Origin of the sequence: Emticicia aquatica, assembly GCF_923079645.1 — a bacterium.
Lineage (GTDB): Bacteria > Bacteroidota > Bacteroidia > Cytophagales > Spirosomataceae > Emticicia > Emticicia aquatica.
Map to the genome: position 1 here is coordinate 1,611,958 of NZ_CAKLPY010000002.1, position 17,354 is coordinate 1,629,311.

The following is a 17,354-nucleotide window of genomic DNA, read 5'->3' on the forward strand; positions in this document are numbered from 1 at the left end:
TGTTATTGAGTAGATGATTAATTATTTTCAGTTGATTTGACTATTCCAAACGAGTAACCAGATAATAAGAAAAATACAGCTTCTTCAGATTTCATATTCCAATCATTAAAATTAAAGTATGTTGAAAACTCTGAGTCTGTAAATATTATTTTGGATACCTCCTTATACTGCTTAGCCTTTTCGACAAGACCGTTTCTTAGACGTAGAATATCTGTTTTATCCATACCACTAAAATTGACCTTTTCTAAAACATTCTTACTTTTATCTTTCTGAATATATGCAACAGTGCTTAACATTCTTCCTAAATAAAACATGGCTTTTTGATTTGTATTATAGCTCATTTTAGTGAAAAATGAATCAATCTTTTGTTGATATTCATTCTTTATGCTTTCTGAAACTTCGTCAATAATTATTTCGTTTTCCTCCATGTCTTGTAAAAGATTTAATTGTTTAAGTGTTTGAATTAGAGCAAAATATTTGAATACTGAATCTCGAATGGCAAAATCGAAGTATTTATCATCATACTTTTTAATATTTTTAAATGCGTCATATCTTTTATATCTATGACACAAAACAAGGTAGCAAAAGTGTTTATATAGTTTATTTGAATCAATTTTTCTGTTTTCAAACATCAACTTAAATAAGGCAAGAACTTCATTTTTTTTCTCTTTATCCTTTCTAAGTGGAATTATTGAATAAATAGATGCTAAATTGAAACTATGCTGTTTCCCATAGTCTGTCATTACTGAAAGCCAATCAACAGCATCTTTTAAATCAACTTTGAAAAAAGTATTAATTTTTTGGAATGTTTCAATGATTTTATAAAAATGAAACTTGCTTACATCTTTTATTTCATTGATTGTTTTGAAAAAATTGCCATCAGATTCAAAAGCTAAATAAGTTATCCAAAATGGAGAATCTGTCTCGTATTCAGCCTCTGTTATTAATTCCTGCAATGGGTCTGAGTTAAATAAGAGTTCTGTTTTTTGATATATACCTCTTGTAATATAGCGAATATCAACATCTTCCTTATTGAGGAACTGTGGTATTATACAATGGTCTATCCCTGCAATTCTAACTTTTTGATGCTCTAAAAGATATTTTGATGCTCTTCCGAGTAATAATTGATTATTTGCCGAAACTTGATAATTTGCAGCGAAGCTATTTTTATCAAAAAAAGAAGCATAGTTTTTGGTTTCTTTCACAAACATTTTGTTCATACTATACCTGTCTGCAAAATCAACTTCATCAACATTCTCACTTAAAACACCAGTAGCATAACATACTTTTTTATTGACAGTATTTTTTGTTTGCCCTTTTTCAAGAAACTTAGCCTTCATAAATTCCTGAAAACCAACTACTTGTGAAATTGGAGTAGAATTAATATACCCATCATATGAAGAGATTACACTTGTATAGAAAAGTACGATTTTAGAAAATGCAGGAAGGTTTATCATTGAAGCTATTATTTTTTCATCAATAATATTTTCTGTTTTTCCTTTGCTTTCCTTTTCAATGGTAAATTTTGCTTCAAAAATATTTCTTAACTTAAATATTTGAGGCAATAACCTACCTAATGGAGATATTATAAACTGAGGAAAATCTTTAGATAGGGCTTCTTGGAATTGGCTAACCGCAGGTGTATTTCCTTTTGAATCAATAATACCAAAAAAACTTTTTCTAATTTGTTCAAGTTTTCCAGCTTCTACACAAGCATAAATTGCTTTATTATTTCCTCCTTGTATTTTAATGTTTTTATAATTCAAACAAGACTTTTCTTCATCGTATTCTTTTAACGAAGGATTGACATAAATATCTTGATTATCTAAATCAAAGACTAATTCAGCGACATAAAGCTTTATGTTTTTTTCCTTTTCCTGTTGAATATTAGGATAATCAATAATATCGTCCCATTCGCCACGATTGTGACTTAATTGTGAGCCAAGTTTAATTAGAGTATTGAGCATAAAACATTTTTTTGCAATTAAAGAATTTTAATTCTCAAATAATAGAGTACTTCTACGCAATATCAATACGTAAAAATACGGTATGCTCATTTGTCAATCAGCATGAGCGATTACAAATTGTGCATATATTATCGTCTTCATCAAATGAAGAAAACCCACAACATTTAGGGCATTTAGAAGGAGGTAGGAAGAACCAAATATCAGGACTATGATAATTGGAATTGCTTTTAAGCAGGAGATTCGGTATTTTTGTCATAAGTTTTTTGTTTTACTAAACGGAATAATTCATTTTGTTTAAGAAAATTTAAAAATGGGTAGGATGTATTTGAACTTTGGCGAGCGAGAATACATCCTTTTTTTGTCTACAATCCTTGTTTTAGCTGGACGAGTAGTTTAAATAATGAAAATTTAAACGTCTAATAGTATTCTTCTCTGTTTCAATGCTTCTTATTCTGCACTCATTTTGTTTAATAAGTATCATTTCTATCATGATTTTGATATGTGGTTGTGTGATATAATATTATTCATCTCTTAAAATTGTTTTAATGAACAAAGGTAATCTAATTAATAATCAAAAGTCAAGCGTTTTTGGAGTTTTATTTGAGGCAAGAAGAAAAACCTACGATTAAACAAAAAAAAGCCCCAACTTTCGTTGAGGCTTCGTGGGAATTACTGGGTTCGAACCAGTGACCCCCTGCTTGTAAGGCAGGTGCTCTGAACCAGCTGAGCTAAACTCCCAAGACAAAAACTTTAAAAACTAGGAAATTTTAGAAAAATCTAAAACTTTGTGGGAATTACTGGGTTCGAACCAGTGACCCCCTGCTTGTAAGGCAGGTGCTCTGAACCAGCTGAGCTAAACTCCCTAATCGAACTACTTTTTTGTTTGGGACTGCAAAGATGCACGTCTGTTTTTTTATTTCCAAATATTAATTAGAAAAAAAATAAAACCTTTTCAAATTCTTTGTAAAATCATACTTTAAATTTCATTAGTACAATCAATGTATTTGTATTTGACCATTTTTTGCTAATTTACTGTCAAAAAAGTATTTATTCCTGACAAAATATTAGTTGGAGACTACTCGCATTAAACTTAATTTTGTAAATCATTATTTCAACCCTAAAATCATGGCTCTTGAGCAAACGTGGCGTTGGTTCGGCCCAAACGACCCAGTAAGTTTAGCAGATGTAAAACAAGCGGGTGCAACTGGCATCGTCTCGGCACTTCATCATATTCCAAATGGACAAGTTTGGACAAAATCTGAAATCCAAATTCGTAAAGCACTCATCGAAAGCCATGGACTAGTTTGGTCGGTGGTAGAAAGTGTACCTGTGCATGAAGATATAAAAAAAGCGTCAGGCAATTATAAACAATATATTGAGAACTATAAAGAAAGTCTTGTAAATTTGGCTGCGTGTGGTATTGATACAGTTTGCTACAATTTTATGCCTATTTTGGACTGGACTCGTACAGATTTGGATTTCCCAATGCCAGATGGTTCGACAGGTTTAAGGTTTGATATGACCGAATTTTGTGCTTTTGAAATGTATATTTTAAAAAGAGTAAACGCCGAAAAATCGTATTCGGAAGCTCAACTCGCCCAAGCAAAACTATGGTTTGAAAATGCAACTGAAGCTGATGTAACTCGCTTAACGAGAAATATCATTGCAGGTTTACCAGGAAGTGAAGAAAGTTTTACGATTGAAGCTTTTCGTGAAACATTAGATACGTATAAATATATTGGTGATAAAGAATTACGCCAAAATTTATATGCTTTCTTGCGTGAAATTACTCCAACAGCCGAAGATGCGGGTATATTATTAGCTATTCACCCTGACGACCCACCATATCCGATTTTAGGTTTGCCAAGAGTTGTGAGCAATGAAACCGATGCAAAATTATTGCTCGAAGCTGCCGAAAGCAAGTTTAATGGACTTTGTTTCTGTACAGGAAGCTATGGCGTGCGTGCCGATAATGATTTAGTTGGAATGGTTGAACGCTTGGGCGATAGAATCAACTTTATTCATTTACGAGCTACTAAACGTGATGCCGAAGGGAATTTTCATGAAGCCGACCACTTGGATGGAGATGTAGATATGTATGGCGTAATGAAAGCTTTGGTTTTAGAACAACAAAGAAGAATAAGTGAGGGCCGAAATGATTATAGATTACCATTTCGCCCTGACCACGGACATAAAATGCTTGATGATTTGAACGCTACCAAACGAACCAATCCTGGCTATACTGCTATCGGTCGTTTGCGTGGTTTAGCCGAATTACGAGGTTTAGAGTTAGGTATTAGAAGGTCATTGTAAGGTGTGTTTAATCTTACACAAAATATAAAAAACAGCAAATATGCCAAAAATAGTAACTCTCGGCGAAGTGCTTCTTCGCCTCACAACGCCAAACTTTCAAAAGTTTGAACAAGCTAATTCATTCAATGCCAATTTTGGTGGCACTGAAATGAACGTTGGTGCTTCGTTAGTAAAATTTGGCTTTGAAGCTACTCATGTCACTACTTTTCCAAATAATTTGATTGGACAAAAAGCAAAGGCATTTTTGAGATATTTAGATTTCGATACCTCGAATGTTGTGCTTGAAGGTGACAGAATGGGCGTATTTTTCTTGGAAACTGGAGCCGTTATGCGGGCTAGTCAGATTGTGTATGACCGTGCCGATTCGGCATTTGCCAATCTCAATCCAGATTTATTTGACTGGGAAAAAATATTAGCGGGAGCAGATTGGTTTCATTGGTGTGGCATTACGCCTGCCATCTCTGAAGGTGCGGCAAAGGCTTGTTTAGATGCAGTAAAAATGGCAAAAAAAATGGGTATAACTGTTTCATCAGATATTTACTACCGCAGTAATTTGTGGAAATATGGCAAAACTCCACAAGAAATTTTACCCGAACTAGCTTCTTATTCTGATATTATTTTGGCAAGTCGTAAAAATATCGAAGAAATTTTTAGCTTGAAAGTGACTGTTGAAAAAGGAAAATTTGTTGAAGCATGTAAGTTATTAATGGAGCATTATCCGAATGTAAAGAAAGTTATTGATACTGACCGTGTGCAAGTAAGTGCTTCTCATAATCAATATGCAGCCAAAATGTGGAATGGCGAAGAATTGTTAGAAACTGATTATCAGGACATTACACATATTGTTGATAGAATTGGCACAGGAGATGCATTTTTAGGCGGATTTATTTATGGACAAGTTGTATTGAAAGATGATTTTCAATCTTTACAGTTTGGAACTGCCGCCGCTGCATTGAAGCATACAATTGAAGGTGACCAAAATCTAGTGACGGTAGCAGAAGTTGAAGCAGTAATGAGTGGTGATAAATCGGGAAGATTAAGAAGATAAAATAAATAAAATATAGCTCCTTTTGAAAAGTTAGGAGAGGTGAAGTTTTAACTACAATTACATCTGAAATGGCAAATTTTGATAAAAATACAACATTAACACAAGTTTCAGCAACGGGCTTAGTGCCTCTTTTTACGCATAATGACCTTGACTTATGCTTGGGTGTATTACGAGCAAGTTATGAAGCTGGTGTACGAGTTTTTGAATTTACGAATCGTACCGAAAACTCATTTAAAAACTTTGCCGAACTAATCAAAATTGCTGAGGACGAAATGCCTGAAATGATTTTGGGAATCGGAACAATTTATGATGCCGCAACGGCAGATAAGTTTATTGAAGTTGGCACAAATTTTATCGTCGCTCCAGTAATGAATCCCGAAGTAGGAAAGGTTTGTCAGTCTGCAGGTATTCCGTGGATGCCAGGTGTAATGACAGTTACTGAAATTTATAACGCACGAGTAGCAGGAGCTGAATTTATCAAGATTTTTCCAGGAGAAGTCCTAGGAGCTAGTTTTGTAAAAGCTATTAAAGCTCCAATGCCTGATGTTCAAATCATGGTAACGGGTGGCGTTTCTCCAACGTTAGAAAGTTTGAAAATGTGGTTTGATGCAGGAACAACCGCTGTTGGAATAGGCTCACAATTAGTGCCAAAAGATGTATTAGCCTCGAAAGATTTTAGCAAAGTAACCGAAATCGTTGGAAATGCTTTAGCGATTATTCAAGATTTGAAGAAATAAGGCTCGATTAAAATATATAAAAAAAGCTCCGAAAGAATATTCTTTTGGAGCTTTTTTGTAAATAAGTTATTTTACGCATAAACATTTAGTGCAGAAGCAACTTCACGGACGCCAATGGCCATCATATTTGATAAATGCGTTGTTACGTTTTCTGCAAAACCTTTCAATTTTCTGAGGTCTGTTCCCCAAAGTTGTTGATTACCCAAAACAGTATCAACTACTTCGCTAGTTTTTGGATTTTGCCATACTTCATAAAAATATTTTGCCGAATCACATTGGATTGGATAATAAACGCCTTCTTTTTCTCCAAAATATTTGCCGTTTTCTTCTTTTGTTGCTTTCATAAATAACAAATAAGCAGCAAATCCTCTGGTGAAATATTGCGGAACGGTACTAAATTCTTTGTAATAATTTACCAATAAAGGAATATTTCTCATCTGCATTTTCATGGTATATTGCAGCGTGATGCTTATCCATTGGTGGTCGAGGTACGGATTACGGAATCTGTCTAAAACGTCTCTTCCGTAGCGTTGTGCCACTTTTGCATCTATTTTGTACGGAATTGCAGGAGCAATTTCCGACATCATTAAATTAGTGATAAATTTCTCAGTCATTTCATCAGCAAGGGCTTCTTTTACAGTTTGGAAACCAGAAAGAAAAGCCATACCGCACATGAGCGTATGAGTACCGTTGAGCATACGAAGTTTTAACTCGCGGTATTGTTCAATATCTTTTGCAATTTTTACGCCTTCATCAACAGTAGCAAACGTCAAAACATCTTTTACTTTCTCTTCACCTTGAATCGCCCATAAACGATACGTTTCGGCAACGGCCAAGAGTTCGTCGTCGTAGCCAAGTTTATGCTGAATTTCATTTAAAGCATCTCCTTTAGGTTTTCCTGGCACAATTCTATCAACTAAAGAATTACAGAAAGTGTTTTCTTTTTCGAGCCATTCAACAAAATTGGTAGGTAGCTGATTGAATGAGCATAATTTCAACACAATTTCTTTCAATTTATCTCCATTACCAACTATCAATTCGGTTGGAATAATTACTACACCCGATTGTCTTGCTTGAAAACGTTCGTATAACCACGCTGTAAGTTTTGCAGGAAATGAAGCTGGCGGACTTTGGCGAATACTTTCTTCAACGTATTGTAAACCAACTTCGGTGGTATTTGAAATAACTACTTGAATAGCAGAACTTTGAGCCGTTTCTAAAATTGCATTCCACTGCGATTGAGCCGATAGCACTCTACTAATTGCCGAACAAATAATGTTTTCTTCTGTTGGAACTCCCTTATCAATGCCACGAACACAAAGTGTATAAAGATTATCTTGTTCAGCAAAAGCATCCGCTCCACCCGAATCTGTCGATTTAACAACAACTATTCTACCATTAAATACGCCTTGTTTATTGGCTTTATCAATGAAGTAGTCGCATAGTCCACGAAGTAAAACACCTGTGCCAAATTGTAGGACTTTTTCAGGTAATTGAAGAGTTGAGCTTTCGGTTAGTAAATCTTTAGTGAGTTTCATTCAAAAACAATTAATAGAGATTAGTTATAACAAAAGTAGGTACTTTATTAAGTTTCATCAACTAAAATTCGGTTAAATTATAATACTTTTTTGTGTATTTAGGACTTTAATAGGAATAATCATACAAGAATGGATATAAGTAACGAAATTATACCTTTATTTTTATAGACATCATCAATAAAAGTCACGTTTCATTGACTTCATTTTTTCCGTTTATCATTTAAGAATTTGGCAGAAAGCCTTAAAAAAAGTAATTTCGCCACATAAACAAATAAACTAAACCTCAATGGAACAAATTTTTACTACGGCAGCTTTGACGAGTGTTCTAACTTTAACACTTTTAGAAATAGTACTTGGAGTAGATAATATCATTTTTGTTTCGATTATTTCGTCGAAACTTCCACATACGGAGCAGAAAAAAGCTCGTAGTATTGGCTTGATGATGGCAATGGCTATTCGGATTGCATTATTATTTGTATTGGGTTGGATTTTGGGCTTACAAACCGACTTATTTAATTTAAAAGATATTGGCTTACCTATTGATTTAGGCTTTAGTGGAAAAGATATAATATTATTGATGGGTGGACTTTTCTTGCTTTACAAATCAACTTCTGAAATACATCAAAAACTTGAAGGTCACGAAGAAAATATAAGTGGGAAAAAGACTGCTTCTAAGCTATCAAGAGCCATTTTTGATATTGCGATTATAAACATTGTATTCTCAATTGACTCTATCATTACTGCAATCGGTATGACTGATAACATTATCGTAATGGCTGTTTCGGTGGTGCTTTCTACGTTTGCCATGTTGGCTTTTGCGGGCAGTGTTGGTGAGTTTGTGGAACGTCACCCAACCATCAAAATGTTAGCATTGTCGTTTTTGGTAATGATTGGAACATTGCTCGTTGCGGAAGCATTCAAAGTACATGTACCGAAAGGATATGTTTATTTCTCAATGGCATTTTCGTTTTTAGTAGAAACGCTCAATATCAAAATGCGTAAAAACGCAAAACCCGTTGACTTACACGACGAGATAAAATAAATTCAGGAAAGAACGTTTGAAAAACGTTCTTCATTAAATATTTATATGAAAATATTATCTTGGCTCTATACAGGTTGGTGTGTTTTTTGGTTTTTGCTAGTATTTTTGCTTTTATTTCCGATTGTATTTATTGCTCTACAAAAAGAAGAATGGAAGCCTATTGCTCATTATTGTAACCGAATTTGGGGGAAAATCTTCTTCTTTGTTATTGGACAACCAGTAAAAGTTACTTATGAAACAACACTTGACCCGAAAAAAGCATACGTTTTTTGTGCCAATCATTTTAGTTACCTTGACGTGGCAATGATGGGTGTTGTTATCAAAAATTATTTTGCTTTTGTGGGCAAAAGTTCGGCTAAAAATATTCCATTATTTGGTTATATGTTTGCCAAGTTGCACATTCAAGTTGATAGAGCCGCAAAAGATAGCCGAATAAAAGCACTCACTCGCTCAATAAGAGCTTTAAAATCGGGAAGAAGCATCATGATTTTTCCAGAAGGGGGCATTCACTCAACCAATTTTCCTGAAATGGTGCAACCTTTTAAAGATGGTGCATTTTCGATGGCCATTGAAAATCAAGTGCCACTTGTACCGATTTCATTGTTGGATAATTATAAAGCAATGCCCGAAATTCTGTTTAAATGGCACAAATTACGCGTAATAATTCATGCTCCCATCGAAACAAAAGGTAAAACAAAAGCAGATATTAACGATTTGAAAAAAGAAGTGTACGACATTATTCAACCGACGTTGAATAAATATAAAGATTGAAAAATGAAAATAGACCAAAAAACAGTTAAAAATATTGCTCACTTAGCCCGCTTAGAATTGAGCGAGCAAGAAGAAGTGAAAATGGTGGAAGATTTATCTAAGATTTTGAATTGGATGGACCAATTAAAAGAACTCGATACGACAAATGTTGAACCATTGACGCACATGAGTGAGGAAGTCAATGTTTTTCGTGAAGATGTGGCTAAAAATGAGCTTTCGAGAGAAAAAGGTTTGAAAAATGCACCAAGTCAAAATGGAGAATATTTCCAAGTGCCAAAAGTGATTGAATAAGTTCAGAAAACGAAGATTCCTGTTTTTAAAAAGGGTTAGATTTTGATAAATCTAACCCTTTTTAATATGGTTTATACCTTATTTTATTTGATGCCGAGCGGCTCTTCCAAAACAAAAAACGCTTATTGCAACCAAATAATGATAAATATCAATCGGGTCTAGTATTGTATTTGGCATGAAGTTTTTATTATAAGTTGCCAAAACTAAAGCTAAAACGCTAAAAATGAGCCAAGAGCCTTCTGCCACTTTACCTTTAAATAATCCTACTATCCCGATTATTAATACGAGAGGAATAGCAATCATGGATACATATTGTAGCACACTTAAGTTATCAGTAAATGTCACATAAATAAAAAGACTGAAACCCAAACACAGTACAACATAAACAGTATTTTTATTAGCAGATTTGCTCATAATTAACAAATAAGACACAAATACCAAGCATATTGCCCCAGCCGTACCTGCCAAATGCTGAAAAAACTCCGATATAAGACGTGCTTGAGTAAAACCTAAAAACCGAATCACGCCAAAGAATGATGCTGCCGTAATTGATAAAATGAATGCTTCCCAAAGCAAGCAAATCTCAAAATTGATTTTACGTAAATATTGTAAAAACACAAATATACCTACAAGTGTTAGCACAGTATCAGAGATAGCGTGGGAGAGTTCCATAATTAGGTTAATGAGAAGGGTTAGGGTTGAAAAGCAATGAAAATTTGACAACTTTTGAATGAATTTTTCAAAAGTTGTCAAACAAGATATATTTTAGAAGCACAAACTTGCTGCACCAAGTAAGCCTGCGTCATTGCCCAACGTTGCTTTTTTGATTACGAGTGTATCAAGATAATAAGGTGTTAACCAATATTCTAATTGTTTCGTGATTGAAGGCATGATATAATCAAAAGATGCCGAAAGTCCACCACCGACCAAAATAGTTGTAATATCCAAAATACGAATCATTGATACAAGAGAGTTACCGAGCATTTCGCCCACTTCGTCGAATACTTGTTGTGCCAATTCGTCACCTTCTGCGGCAGCCGCAACTAATCCTGTGGTCGAAATTGTACCGTCATTCGGGAGTTGAGTTTTACCAACAAATGCTTTTCTCATGTTATTGGCCAAGTCAAGCAATTCGTTTTTACCAATATTTCGCTCCAAAACTTTACCATTTTTTGATGGAACGTGTCCTGGTTCCATCGCATTTCCGCCACCACCTTTGAAAACTTGCTTGTCAATAATTGCCGCTCCACCTACACCAGTTCCGAGCGTAACCATGATATAATCTTCTGGAATAGTTTCATCTTCACCGAAATAATATTCACCTAAAGCCGCTGCATTTGCATCATTTTCTAAGAAAAAATCACATTTGGGAAAACGTTCTTTCAAATACGGGATGATTGGCGTTCCGTTTATTTCAGGAATTGCCGTAATTTCAACCAATGTAGAACGGTCACGCGTGATAAGTCCAGGAACGCCGATACCACATTTTTCAACAGCTTTATTTTCGGCTAATTGAATCGAAATGGCATCGCCAAGACGCTCAACAAAATGCCCAGATTTACGCCAACTGGCAGTGTCGTGGCTATAAAAATTTGAAAGTTTACCAGTTTGAGCTTCAACAATGCCCATTTTGACGTTAGTACCGCCAACATCAATTCCTAAGTATTCGGTTGCCATTTAGCCTAAAATTATAGTATTTAAAGAGTCAAATATAAATGTTTTTTGAAAAATTATAGTATTTTTAGAAATTAGGTTTTGAGAAATATGCAATTATTTGTCATTTTTCAGACTTAGGCAATGACTAAAACCATATTTTTATTCTTAAAAATCAAATATCTCCTTCTTGTGGACGTAAAACGATGTCTTCAATTACGGCATTTTTTGAAAGCGAATAGGCACTCCAAATGGTTTGTGCAACATCTTCAACGGTCATAAATCTTTCTTCTGGAATTCCTGCTCCTGCCCAACTATCTGTATAAACTGCTCCAGGCATAATTGATGTAACTTTTACTCCAAAATTCTTCATTTCTTCCCGCAAAACCTTACTGAAGCCTAATAAAGCAAATTTTGAAATGCTGTACGAGCCACCATTAGGATAGGCTTTCAGGCTTGCCACCGAACAAATATTAAAAATATGTCCATTTTTTTGTTCAATCAATGTTTTCGACAAGCCTTTTGTGAGATAATACGCACTGTAAAGATTGGTTTCGATGAGTTGTTCTAAAATTCCATCAGCTTCTTCGTGAACATTTCCAGGAATAAAAGCACCTGCATTATTGACCAAAACACCGATTGGCTGATTGAGTGAAAGTATAAAATCAGCGAAAGCAAAAACTTGTGTTTTAATTGATAAATCTGCTTGTTTGATAAAACATTTTACGCCATATTTCTTTTCGATAAAAGCCTGTAAATCAAGCAAATCTGCTTCTTTTCTTGCAGAAATCACTAAATCAAAACCATTTTTAGCAAACTGTTCGGCTATTGCTCTACCAATGCCTCTTGTGCCACCCGAAACTACTGCTAATTTTTTACTCATTTATAAAAGTTGATTAATGTAATATTTAGAATTGGTTTTGAACGAGTTAAGGCAAATTATCAGAAAAACCTTTAATCTTGAACCATGAACCTTGAACAAATCGTTATCTTTGCAAATATCGTTAAAATTTAGGTAAAAATATGTTATCAGTAGTAGGAAGATATTTAATATTTCTCGGGAAATTGTTTGTCCGACGAGAAACATTCAAGGTATATTGGGAACGATTTATTGACGAATGTATCGCCATTGGTATTAGTTCTGTTTTCATCGTAGCCATTGTTGCGGTTTTTATTGGAGCGGTAGTTTGTGTGCAAACACGTGCCAACTTGGTAAGCCCCGTCATACCGATTTATGTGGTTAGTAATATTGTGCGAGACATGACTTTACTCGAATTATCATCGACATTTATGTGCGTGGTTTTGGCAGGAAAAGTTGGGTCGAATATTGCAGGCGAACTCGGCACAATGAAAATTACGGAGCAAATCGACGCTCTTGAAGTAATGGGTATTAATTCGGCATCATATTTGGTTTTGCCGAAATTATTGGCATCGGTTTTTACGTTTCCTTTGTTGGCCATTATCTCTGGTTTCTTAGGTATTTTGGGCGGATATTTGGCTGGAACATTATCAGGAATCATTACACCTGAAGATTATATTTATGGCATTCGTTATTCATTTATTCCTTTCAATGTCTTTATTTCTATCATCAAAGCCATTGTTTTTGGGTTCTTGATTTCAACAATTTCGGCATTTCAAGGCTATAATACGCGTGGAGGTGCATTGGAAGTTGGACAAGCCAGTACATCGGCCGTTACAAATAGCTGTATTGCGGTGCTAATTGCCGATTATCTTTTGGCGGAACTTTTAACTTAATTTAGACTGTTTCGCTAAATTCTTTTAAAACCTTTTTTTCTCTCCTCATTAGGAGTTTGAGGCGTTATGATTGAAATAAAAAATATATCAAAATCTTTCAATGGTCGTCAAGTTTTGGACAATGTAAGTGGTGTTTTCAAAAAAGGCGAAACGAGTTTAGTTATCGGTGCGAGCGGTACTGGAAAAAGCGTATTATTGAAATGTATGCTTGATTTGGTGCGTCCAGAAGCAGGAACAACGCTCTACGATGGCCGAGATTTTTACGTAGGAGACGAAGAAGATAAAAAAGATATTCGTCGAGAAATGGGCGTTCTTTTTCAAGGTGGAGCGTTATTTGATTCAAAAACTGTGCATGAAAATGTTCAGTTTCCACTTGACATGCTCACTAAAATGGGTGAAGGAGAAAAAAAAGACAGAGTAGAATTTTGTTTGCATCGTGTCGGTTTGGATGGAACTGGCAGCCGAATGCCATCAGAAATTTCGGGTGGGATGAAAAAGCGTGTCGGTATTGCCAGAGCCATTGTGATGAACCCAAAATATTTGTTTTGTGATGAACCCAACTCTGGGCTAGACCCATTGACTTCGATAAAAATTGATGAATTGATCAAAGAAATTACTGATGAATTTGATATTACTACCGTCGTTATTACGCACGACATGAACTCCGTACTTTCGATTGGTGATAATATCATGTTTCTTTACAAAGGCAAGAAATTGTGGGAAGGTAACAGCCAAACGATTTTAGGAGATACCGTTCCTGAATTAGAAGAGTTTGTTTTCTGTAATAAAGCTTTGAGCTTGATGCGGGCAGGGAAGTAGGTAAAAAAGGCTTAGCTTTGAGTTGCTAAGCCTTTTTATATCGAATGAAAATTATTTCATAATCATCTTATAAATCTGCTCGCCAACCTCGGTTCTGATATTGAGTGTACTAATTTTTCCATTATCACGAGTTGGATAGACACGGTTTGATAAAAACGTATAAACAAAATTATATTTTGGCTCTATCCAAACGAATGTTCCTGTAAAACCCGAATGTCCATAACTTTCAGATGAAGCTGATGTTGGACCATTTCCTACTTTTGGATTAAAATCTAATTTGTCAAAAGCTATCGCTCGACGGTTTTTCAACGCTGGAAATTGGTATTTTGTACACTCAGCAAGCACTTCGGGTTTAATAAATTGCGTACCACCATAATAGCCCTTCTGTAAGTACATTTGCATCAATTTGGTCAAATCGTTGGCATTTCCAAAAAGCCCTGCATGTCCCGAAATACCATTGAGCATTGCTGCTCCTTCATCATGTACACGCCCATGAACTAAGGTTTTTCTGAATAAAGTATCTCTTTCTGACGGAACAATTTTGTCTTTAGAATAAAAACGCAAAGGGTTGTAAGTGAGAGAGTTAGCTCCTATTTTATGGTAAGTTAGATTGAGGTAATCTTCCCAAGTCATTCCAACCAAATCTGCCACGAAAGTGGGATATGTATAATAGTGCAAATCGCTATAAACGTAGCCTTGTTCGGGTTTTACAACAGACTTTTCGATAGCATCAAAAATGCTTTTACGATAATCTTTATGAAGCCAAAGAGAATCGGTTATCTGTACCGAAAAGTCGTGGGTTTGTTGATTAGAAAACGTTTTTGGTTTCCAAACCATTGTTTTTGGCGAAAAGCAATCTTTCCAAAGTGTTTTATCTTCTTTGATAGCTTTTACAAGTAGCAAATTATATTTCTTTTTGCTCATAAAAAACTTCTTTTTGTATTGAGAAGCATACTTTTCTTTGAAAATAGGACTGTTTTTTACAGTTTTAACCGAATCTATACAATCTGTCCAAAATGCAATCCAAGCTTTTAAGCCTGATTTGTGGGTAAGCATGTCTCGGAAACGCAAATCTGCTTTGTTTCCGTCGGCAAATTCGGCATAATAATCTTTGAAGGTTTTGTCCAAATCAAATTTTCCTTCGCTCATCAATTGCATAATTGCCAATGCAGATGTACTTACTTTGGTTACGGAAGCAAGGTCGTAAAGGTCTGTTAAGTTAACCAAGCCTTTTGTATTTGTGGCAGACGAATTTTGTTTGGTCGAAGAAGTTGATTTCTTTACTGCTTCGTCCATTACGTCATTTTTATTATCTGCCTTGAATTTTCCTTCATTATTCATTGAAACAACGTTGTTAGCGGCTTCGTAAGTATGAAATCCAAACGCTTTTTGGTAAATTACTCGCCCATCTTTGGCTACTTCCATAACTGCCCCTGGATAAGCTTTTTGAGTAAGTCCAAGATTAATTACTGAGTCAATGCGTCTGTTTAGTTCTGCTCCATCAAGACCAACCATTTCTGGAATTCCATAAGCCAATCTACCGAGCGATTGAGTGGTTTCACCCATTTCTGATTTATAAGTTGAATTGATCGAAACAGGTAATTTTCCAACAATTGGCGTAGCACCAAAAATTGCTTGAGCGGCGGCTTCTTCCATATAATTAGTTAATTGATAAGCCATTACGATTGCTTTCGATTTTTCTAAATCTTCAAATTTATCAAGCGAATAAGGATTTCCGAAAATAGTTGTAATTGCTTTCCCTGTATTTGAGAGAGCTTTTAACGCTTTTTTGTTGGCATCTGTAATGCCATATTTGGCGGCAGGACGGATATTGTTAAGGTGTAAATTGACCAAGATTAAATCGTAATCTTTGGTTTGTTCTAAAACCTTATTGATGCTCGAATCAGGGGCATTGGGCGGAAGCTGGAAATGAGTGATTGTGGTATAATTATCAGTCATTTTTTGGAAAGTAGTTGCCTGAATTGCATCAATTGAAACACTAGCAATTTTTTTCGTTAAATCTTTGATTGGCAAAATTTTATCATCGTTTTTGACCAATGTTATCGTTGCTTCAGCCAACTGACGATTTAATAAATCTGATTTTGTTGTGTTCAAATCCGCAACCAAATTTTTGATTTCCGTCGGGTGGTATTTATCAAGACCAACCCATGATTTTGCCATTAATATTTTACGCACACGAAAATCAATTTCTTCTATCGAAATCTCTTTATTGGTAATGGCGTCTTTTATCGCTAAAATAGCACCTGCAGCATCTTCAAAGGTTTCGAGAATATCGTTTCCTGCCAAAACCGCTCGCACATTTGCTTGGCCTTTCGAGAAATACTTGATTGCTCCTTGCATATCCATTGCATCGGTAAAGGTCAAACCTTTGAAATTCAAGTCTTTACGCAATACATCAGTAACAATTTTTTTAGAGAATGTTGCTGCTAAATTTTTGGTCGTATCAAGTTCGGGAACACTCAAATGTGAAGTCATAATTCCACTTAAACCATTGTCAATCAGTTTTTTATAAGGATAAAATTCAACTGCATCTAAGCGTTTACGGTCGTGTGGAATCAAAGGTAAATCAAGATGAGAATCAACACCCGTATCTCCATGACCAGGGAAATGTTTGGCCGAGGTAAGCAAATGTTCGCTATTCATTCCTTGCATATAAGCGAGAGCTTTGCTGGCAACCTCTTCTTGGTTTTCGCCAAAAGAACGAAAATTAATAACAGGATTATTAGGATTTATATTGACATCTACCACAGGAGCATAATTGATATGTACGCCTATTCTACGACATTGTTTGGCTACTTCAACACCCATTTCGTAGAGTAGTTTTTCATTGCCACGCATCGCACCGAGTGTCATTTGGTAAGGAAAACGTACTGTGCTATCGAGACGCATGGCTAATCCCCATTCCAAATCCATTCCAATAAGCAATGGCACTTTCGATAAGGCTTGTAGTTCATTCACAATGCGGGCTTGCACGGTTGGCGGAGCTGCAAACATCACAACTCCACCGATTCGGTTATCGCTTACCCAACGTTTAAGTTTTTCTACGTCGTGAGGTTTGCCCGAAGTATTGCCACGAGGCATAAGTAATTGCCCAATTTTTTCGTCTAATGTCAAAGTTGCAAAGACCGAATCGACCCAACGTTTATTGTAATTTGTCAGGAAATCAGGTTCTTTTTGTGCAAAACTTGATAAAGTGTTGATAAGTAATAGCGTAAGGAAAAAGACTTTTTTCATTAATGAATTAGGTTTGGTGATTTGTGAACCGTTATTCAAAGTAAATAAAAAATCATCAAAAATCCTGCAAGGTTTCAAAACCATACTTGATTAGACGCACAATAACCTCCTTCTAATAACACTTTCCTGCCAAACTGCCATACATCAACACCTTGGCATGAGTAT

Annotated in this window: 14 protein-coding genes and 2 tRNA genes; 8 read left to right on the forward strand and 8 right to left on the reverse strand. The window is 35.3% G+C overall.

The window, feature by feature from the left end; translation table 11 throughout:
* Positions 1-17: 17 nt before the first annotated feature.
* From MJQ71_RS16410 to MJQ71_RS16420, 3 genes are all read right to left on the reverse strand, one after another.
* Positions 18-1,766: a hypothetical protein gene (locus tag MJQ71_RS16410; RefSeq protein WP_510185981.1), complete on the reverse strand. Its 1,749-nt coding sequence runs from the start codon at positions 1,764-1,766 to the stop codon at positions 18-20.
* Between the two features lie 864 nt (positions 1,767-2,630).
* Positions 2,631-2,705: transfer RNA gene (locus MJQ71_RS16415), tRNA-Val, on the reverse strand.
* A 50-nt stretch (positions 2,706-2,755) separates the two neighbouring features.
* A tRNA-Val gene (locus MJQ71_RS16420) sits at positions 2,756-2,830 on the reverse strand.
* Positions 2,831-3,092: 262 nt separating this feature from the next.
* Between MJQ71_RS16420 and uxuA the strand changes: the two genes are divergently transcribed.
* The 3 genes from uxuA to MJQ71_RS16435 all read left to right on the forward strand — a co-directional run bounded on the left by uxuA (position 3,093) and on the right by MJQ71_RS16435 (position 6,065).
* Positions 3,093-4,280: a mannonate dehydratase gene (gene uxuA / locus MJQ71_RS16425; protein WP_238807775.1), complete on the forward strand. Its 1,188-nt coding sequence runs from the start codon at positions 3,093-3,095 to the stop codon at positions 4,278-4,280.
* A gap of 40 nt (positions 4,281-4,320) precedes the next feature.
* Complete coding sequence (locus tag MJQ71_RS16430; protein ID WP_238807777.1) at positions 4,321-5,328, forward strand: sugar kinase; 1,008 nt, start codon at positions 4,321-4,323, stop codon at positions 5,326-5,328.
* 68 nt (positions 5,329-5,396) lie between these two features.
* The gene (locus MJQ71_RS16435) at positions 5,397-6,065 is read left to right on the forward strand and encodes a bifunctional 4-hydroxy-2-oxoglutarate aldolase/2-dehydro-3-deoxy-phosphogluconate aldolase (protein WP_238807779.1); all 669 of its coding nucleotides are present in this window, start codon (positions 5,397-5,399) and stop codon (positions 6,063-6,065) included.
* Between the two features lie 71 nt (positions 6,066-6,136).
* Here the strand turns inward: MJQ71_RS16435 and MJQ71_RS16440 are convergent, their stop codons facing one another.
* Positions 6,137-7,603, reverse strand: coding sequence for a tagaturonate reductase (locus MJQ71_RS16440; RefSeq protein ID WP_238807782.1), 1,467 nt, complete (start codon positions 7,601-7,603; stop codon positions 6,137-6,139).
* 286 nt (positions 7,604-7,889) lie between these two features.
* On the opposite strand from MJQ71_RS16440, the gene MJQ71_RS16445 reads away from it, so the two are divergent.
* From MJQ71_RS16445 to gatC, 3 genes are read left to right on the forward strand one after another with little or no spacing between them, the layout of a single operon-like run.
* Entirely contained in the window at positions 7,890-8,645 is a 756-nt protein-coding gene (locus tag MJQ71_RS16445; protein ID WP_238807784.1) for a TerC family protein, read from the forward strand.
* A 45-nt stretch (positions 8,646-8,690) separates the two neighbouring features.
* Positions 8,691-9,416 (forward strand): lysophospholipid acyltransferase family protein, encoded by a 726-nt coding sequence (locus MJQ71_RS16450; protein ID WP_238807785.1) that lies wholly within the window; start codon positions 8,691-8,693, stop codon positions 9,414-9,416.
* 3 nt (positions 9,417-9,419) lie between these two features.
* Positions 9,420-9,707 (forward strand): Asp-tRNA(Asn)/Glu-tRNA(Gln) amidotransferase subunit GatC, encoded by a 288-nt coding sequence (gene gatC / locus MJQ71_RS16455; RefSeq protein ID WP_238807786.1) that lies wholly within the window; start codon positions 9,420-9,422, stop codon positions 9,705-9,707.
* Between the two features lie 78 nt (positions 9,708-9,785).
* Here gatC and MJQ71_RS16460 read toward each other — a convergent pair whose 3' ends face one another.
* From MJQ71_RS16460 to MJQ71_RS16470, 3 genes are all read right to left on the reverse strand, one after another.
* Positions 9,786-10,379 (reverse strand): DUF6962 family protein, encoded by a 594-nt coding sequence (locus MJQ71_RS16460; RefSeq protein WP_238807787.1) that lies wholly within the window; start codon positions 10,377-10,379, stop codon positions 9,786-9,788.
* A 93-nt stretch (positions 10,380-10,472) separates the two neighbouring features.
* Positions 10,473-11,384 (reverse strand): ROK family protein, encoded by a 912-nt coding sequence (locus tag MJQ71_RS16465; RefSeq protein WP_238807788.1) that lies wholly within the window; start codon positions 11,382-11,384, stop codon positions 10,473-10,475.
* Between the two features lie 151 nt (positions 11,385-11,535).
* Positions 11,536-12,243 carry an SDR family NAD(P)-dependent oxidoreductase gene (locus tag MJQ71_RS16470; RefSeq protein WP_238807789.1) on the reverse strand — a complete coding sequence of 236 codons (708 nt, stop codon included), beginning with the start codon at positions 12,241-12,243 and terminating at the stop codon, positions 11,536-11,538.
* Positions 12,244-12,383: 140 nt separating this feature from the next.
* Here MJQ71_RS16470 and MJQ71_RS16475 point away from each other — a divergent pair, with 140 nt between their 5' ends.
* Positions 12,384-13,115, forward strand: a complete 732-nt coding sequence (locus tag MJQ71_RS16475; RefSeq protein WP_238807790.1) for an MlaE family ABC transporter permease — start codon at positions 12,384-12,386, stop codon at positions 13,113-13,115.
* 66 nt (positions 13,116-13,181) lie between these two features.
* A complete protein-coding gene (locus tag MJQ71_RS16480) occupies positions 13,182-13,934 on the forward strand; it encodes an ABC transporter ATP-binding protein (protein ID WP_238807791.1) in 753 nt (250 codons plus the stop codon).
* A gap of 51 nt (positions 13,935-13,985) precedes the next feature.
* On the opposite strand, the gene MJQ71_RS16485 is transcribed toward MJQ71_RS16480, so the two are convergent.
* Positions 13,986-17,189: a serine hydrolase domain-containing protein gene (locus MJQ71_RS16485; protein ID WP_238807792.1), complete on the reverse strand. Its 3,204-nt coding sequence runs from the start codon at positions 17,187-17,189 to the stop codon at positions 13,986-13,988.
* Positions 17,190-17,354: the final 165 nt, after the last annotated feature.

Coding starts and splice junctions, on each gene's coding strand:
- uxuA (WP_238807775.1), top strand. CDS start 3,093: ATGGCTCTTGAGCAAACGTGGCGTTGGTTCGGCCCAAACGACCCAGTA.
- MJQ71_RS16430 (WP_238807777.1), top strand. CDS start 4,321: ATGCCAAAAATAGTAACTCTCGGCGAAGTGCTTCTTCGCCTCACAACG.
- MJQ71_RS16435 (WP_238807779.1), top strand. CDS start 5,397: ATGGCAAATTTTGATAAAAATACAACATTAACACAAGTTTCAGCAACG.
- MJQ71_RS16440 (WP_238807782.1), bottom strand. CDS start 7,603: ATGAAACTCACTAAAGATTTACTAACCGAAAGCTCAACTCTTCAATTA.
- MJQ71_RS16445 (WP_238807784.1), top strand. CDS start 7,890: ATGGAACAAATTTTTACTACGGCAGCTTTGACGAGTGTTCTAACTTTA.
- MJQ71_RS16450 (WP_238807785.1), top strand. CDS start 8,691: ATGAAAATATTATCTTGGCTCTATACAGGTTGGTGTGTTTTTTGGTTT.
- gatC (WP_238807786.1), top strand. CDS start 9,420: ATGAAAATAGACCAAAAAACAGTTAAAAATATTGCTCACTTAGCCCGC.
- MJQ71_RS16460 (WP_238807787.1), bottom strand. CDS start 10,379: ATGGAACTCTCCCACGCTATCTCTGATACTGTGCTAACACTTGTAGGT.
- MJQ71_RS16465 (WP_238807788.1), bottom strand. CDS start 11,384: ATGGCAACCGAATACTTAGGAATTGATGTTGGCGGTACTAACGTCAAA.
- MJQ71_RS16470 (WP_238807789.1), bottom strand. CDS start 12,243: ATGAGTAAAAAATTAGCAGTAGTTTCGGGTGGCACAAGAGGCATTGGT.
- MJQ71_RS16475 (WP_238807790.1), top strand. CDS start 12,384: ATGTTATCAGTAGTAGGAAGATATTTAATATTTCTCGGGAAATTGTTT.
- MJQ71_RS16480 (WP_238807791.1), top strand. CDS start 13,182: ATGATTGAAATAAAAAATATATCAAAATCTTTCAATGGTCGTCAAGTT.
- MJQ71_RS16485 (WP_238807792.1), bottom strand. CDS start 17,189: ATGAAAAAAGTCTTTTTCCTTACGCTATTACTTATCAACACTTTATCA.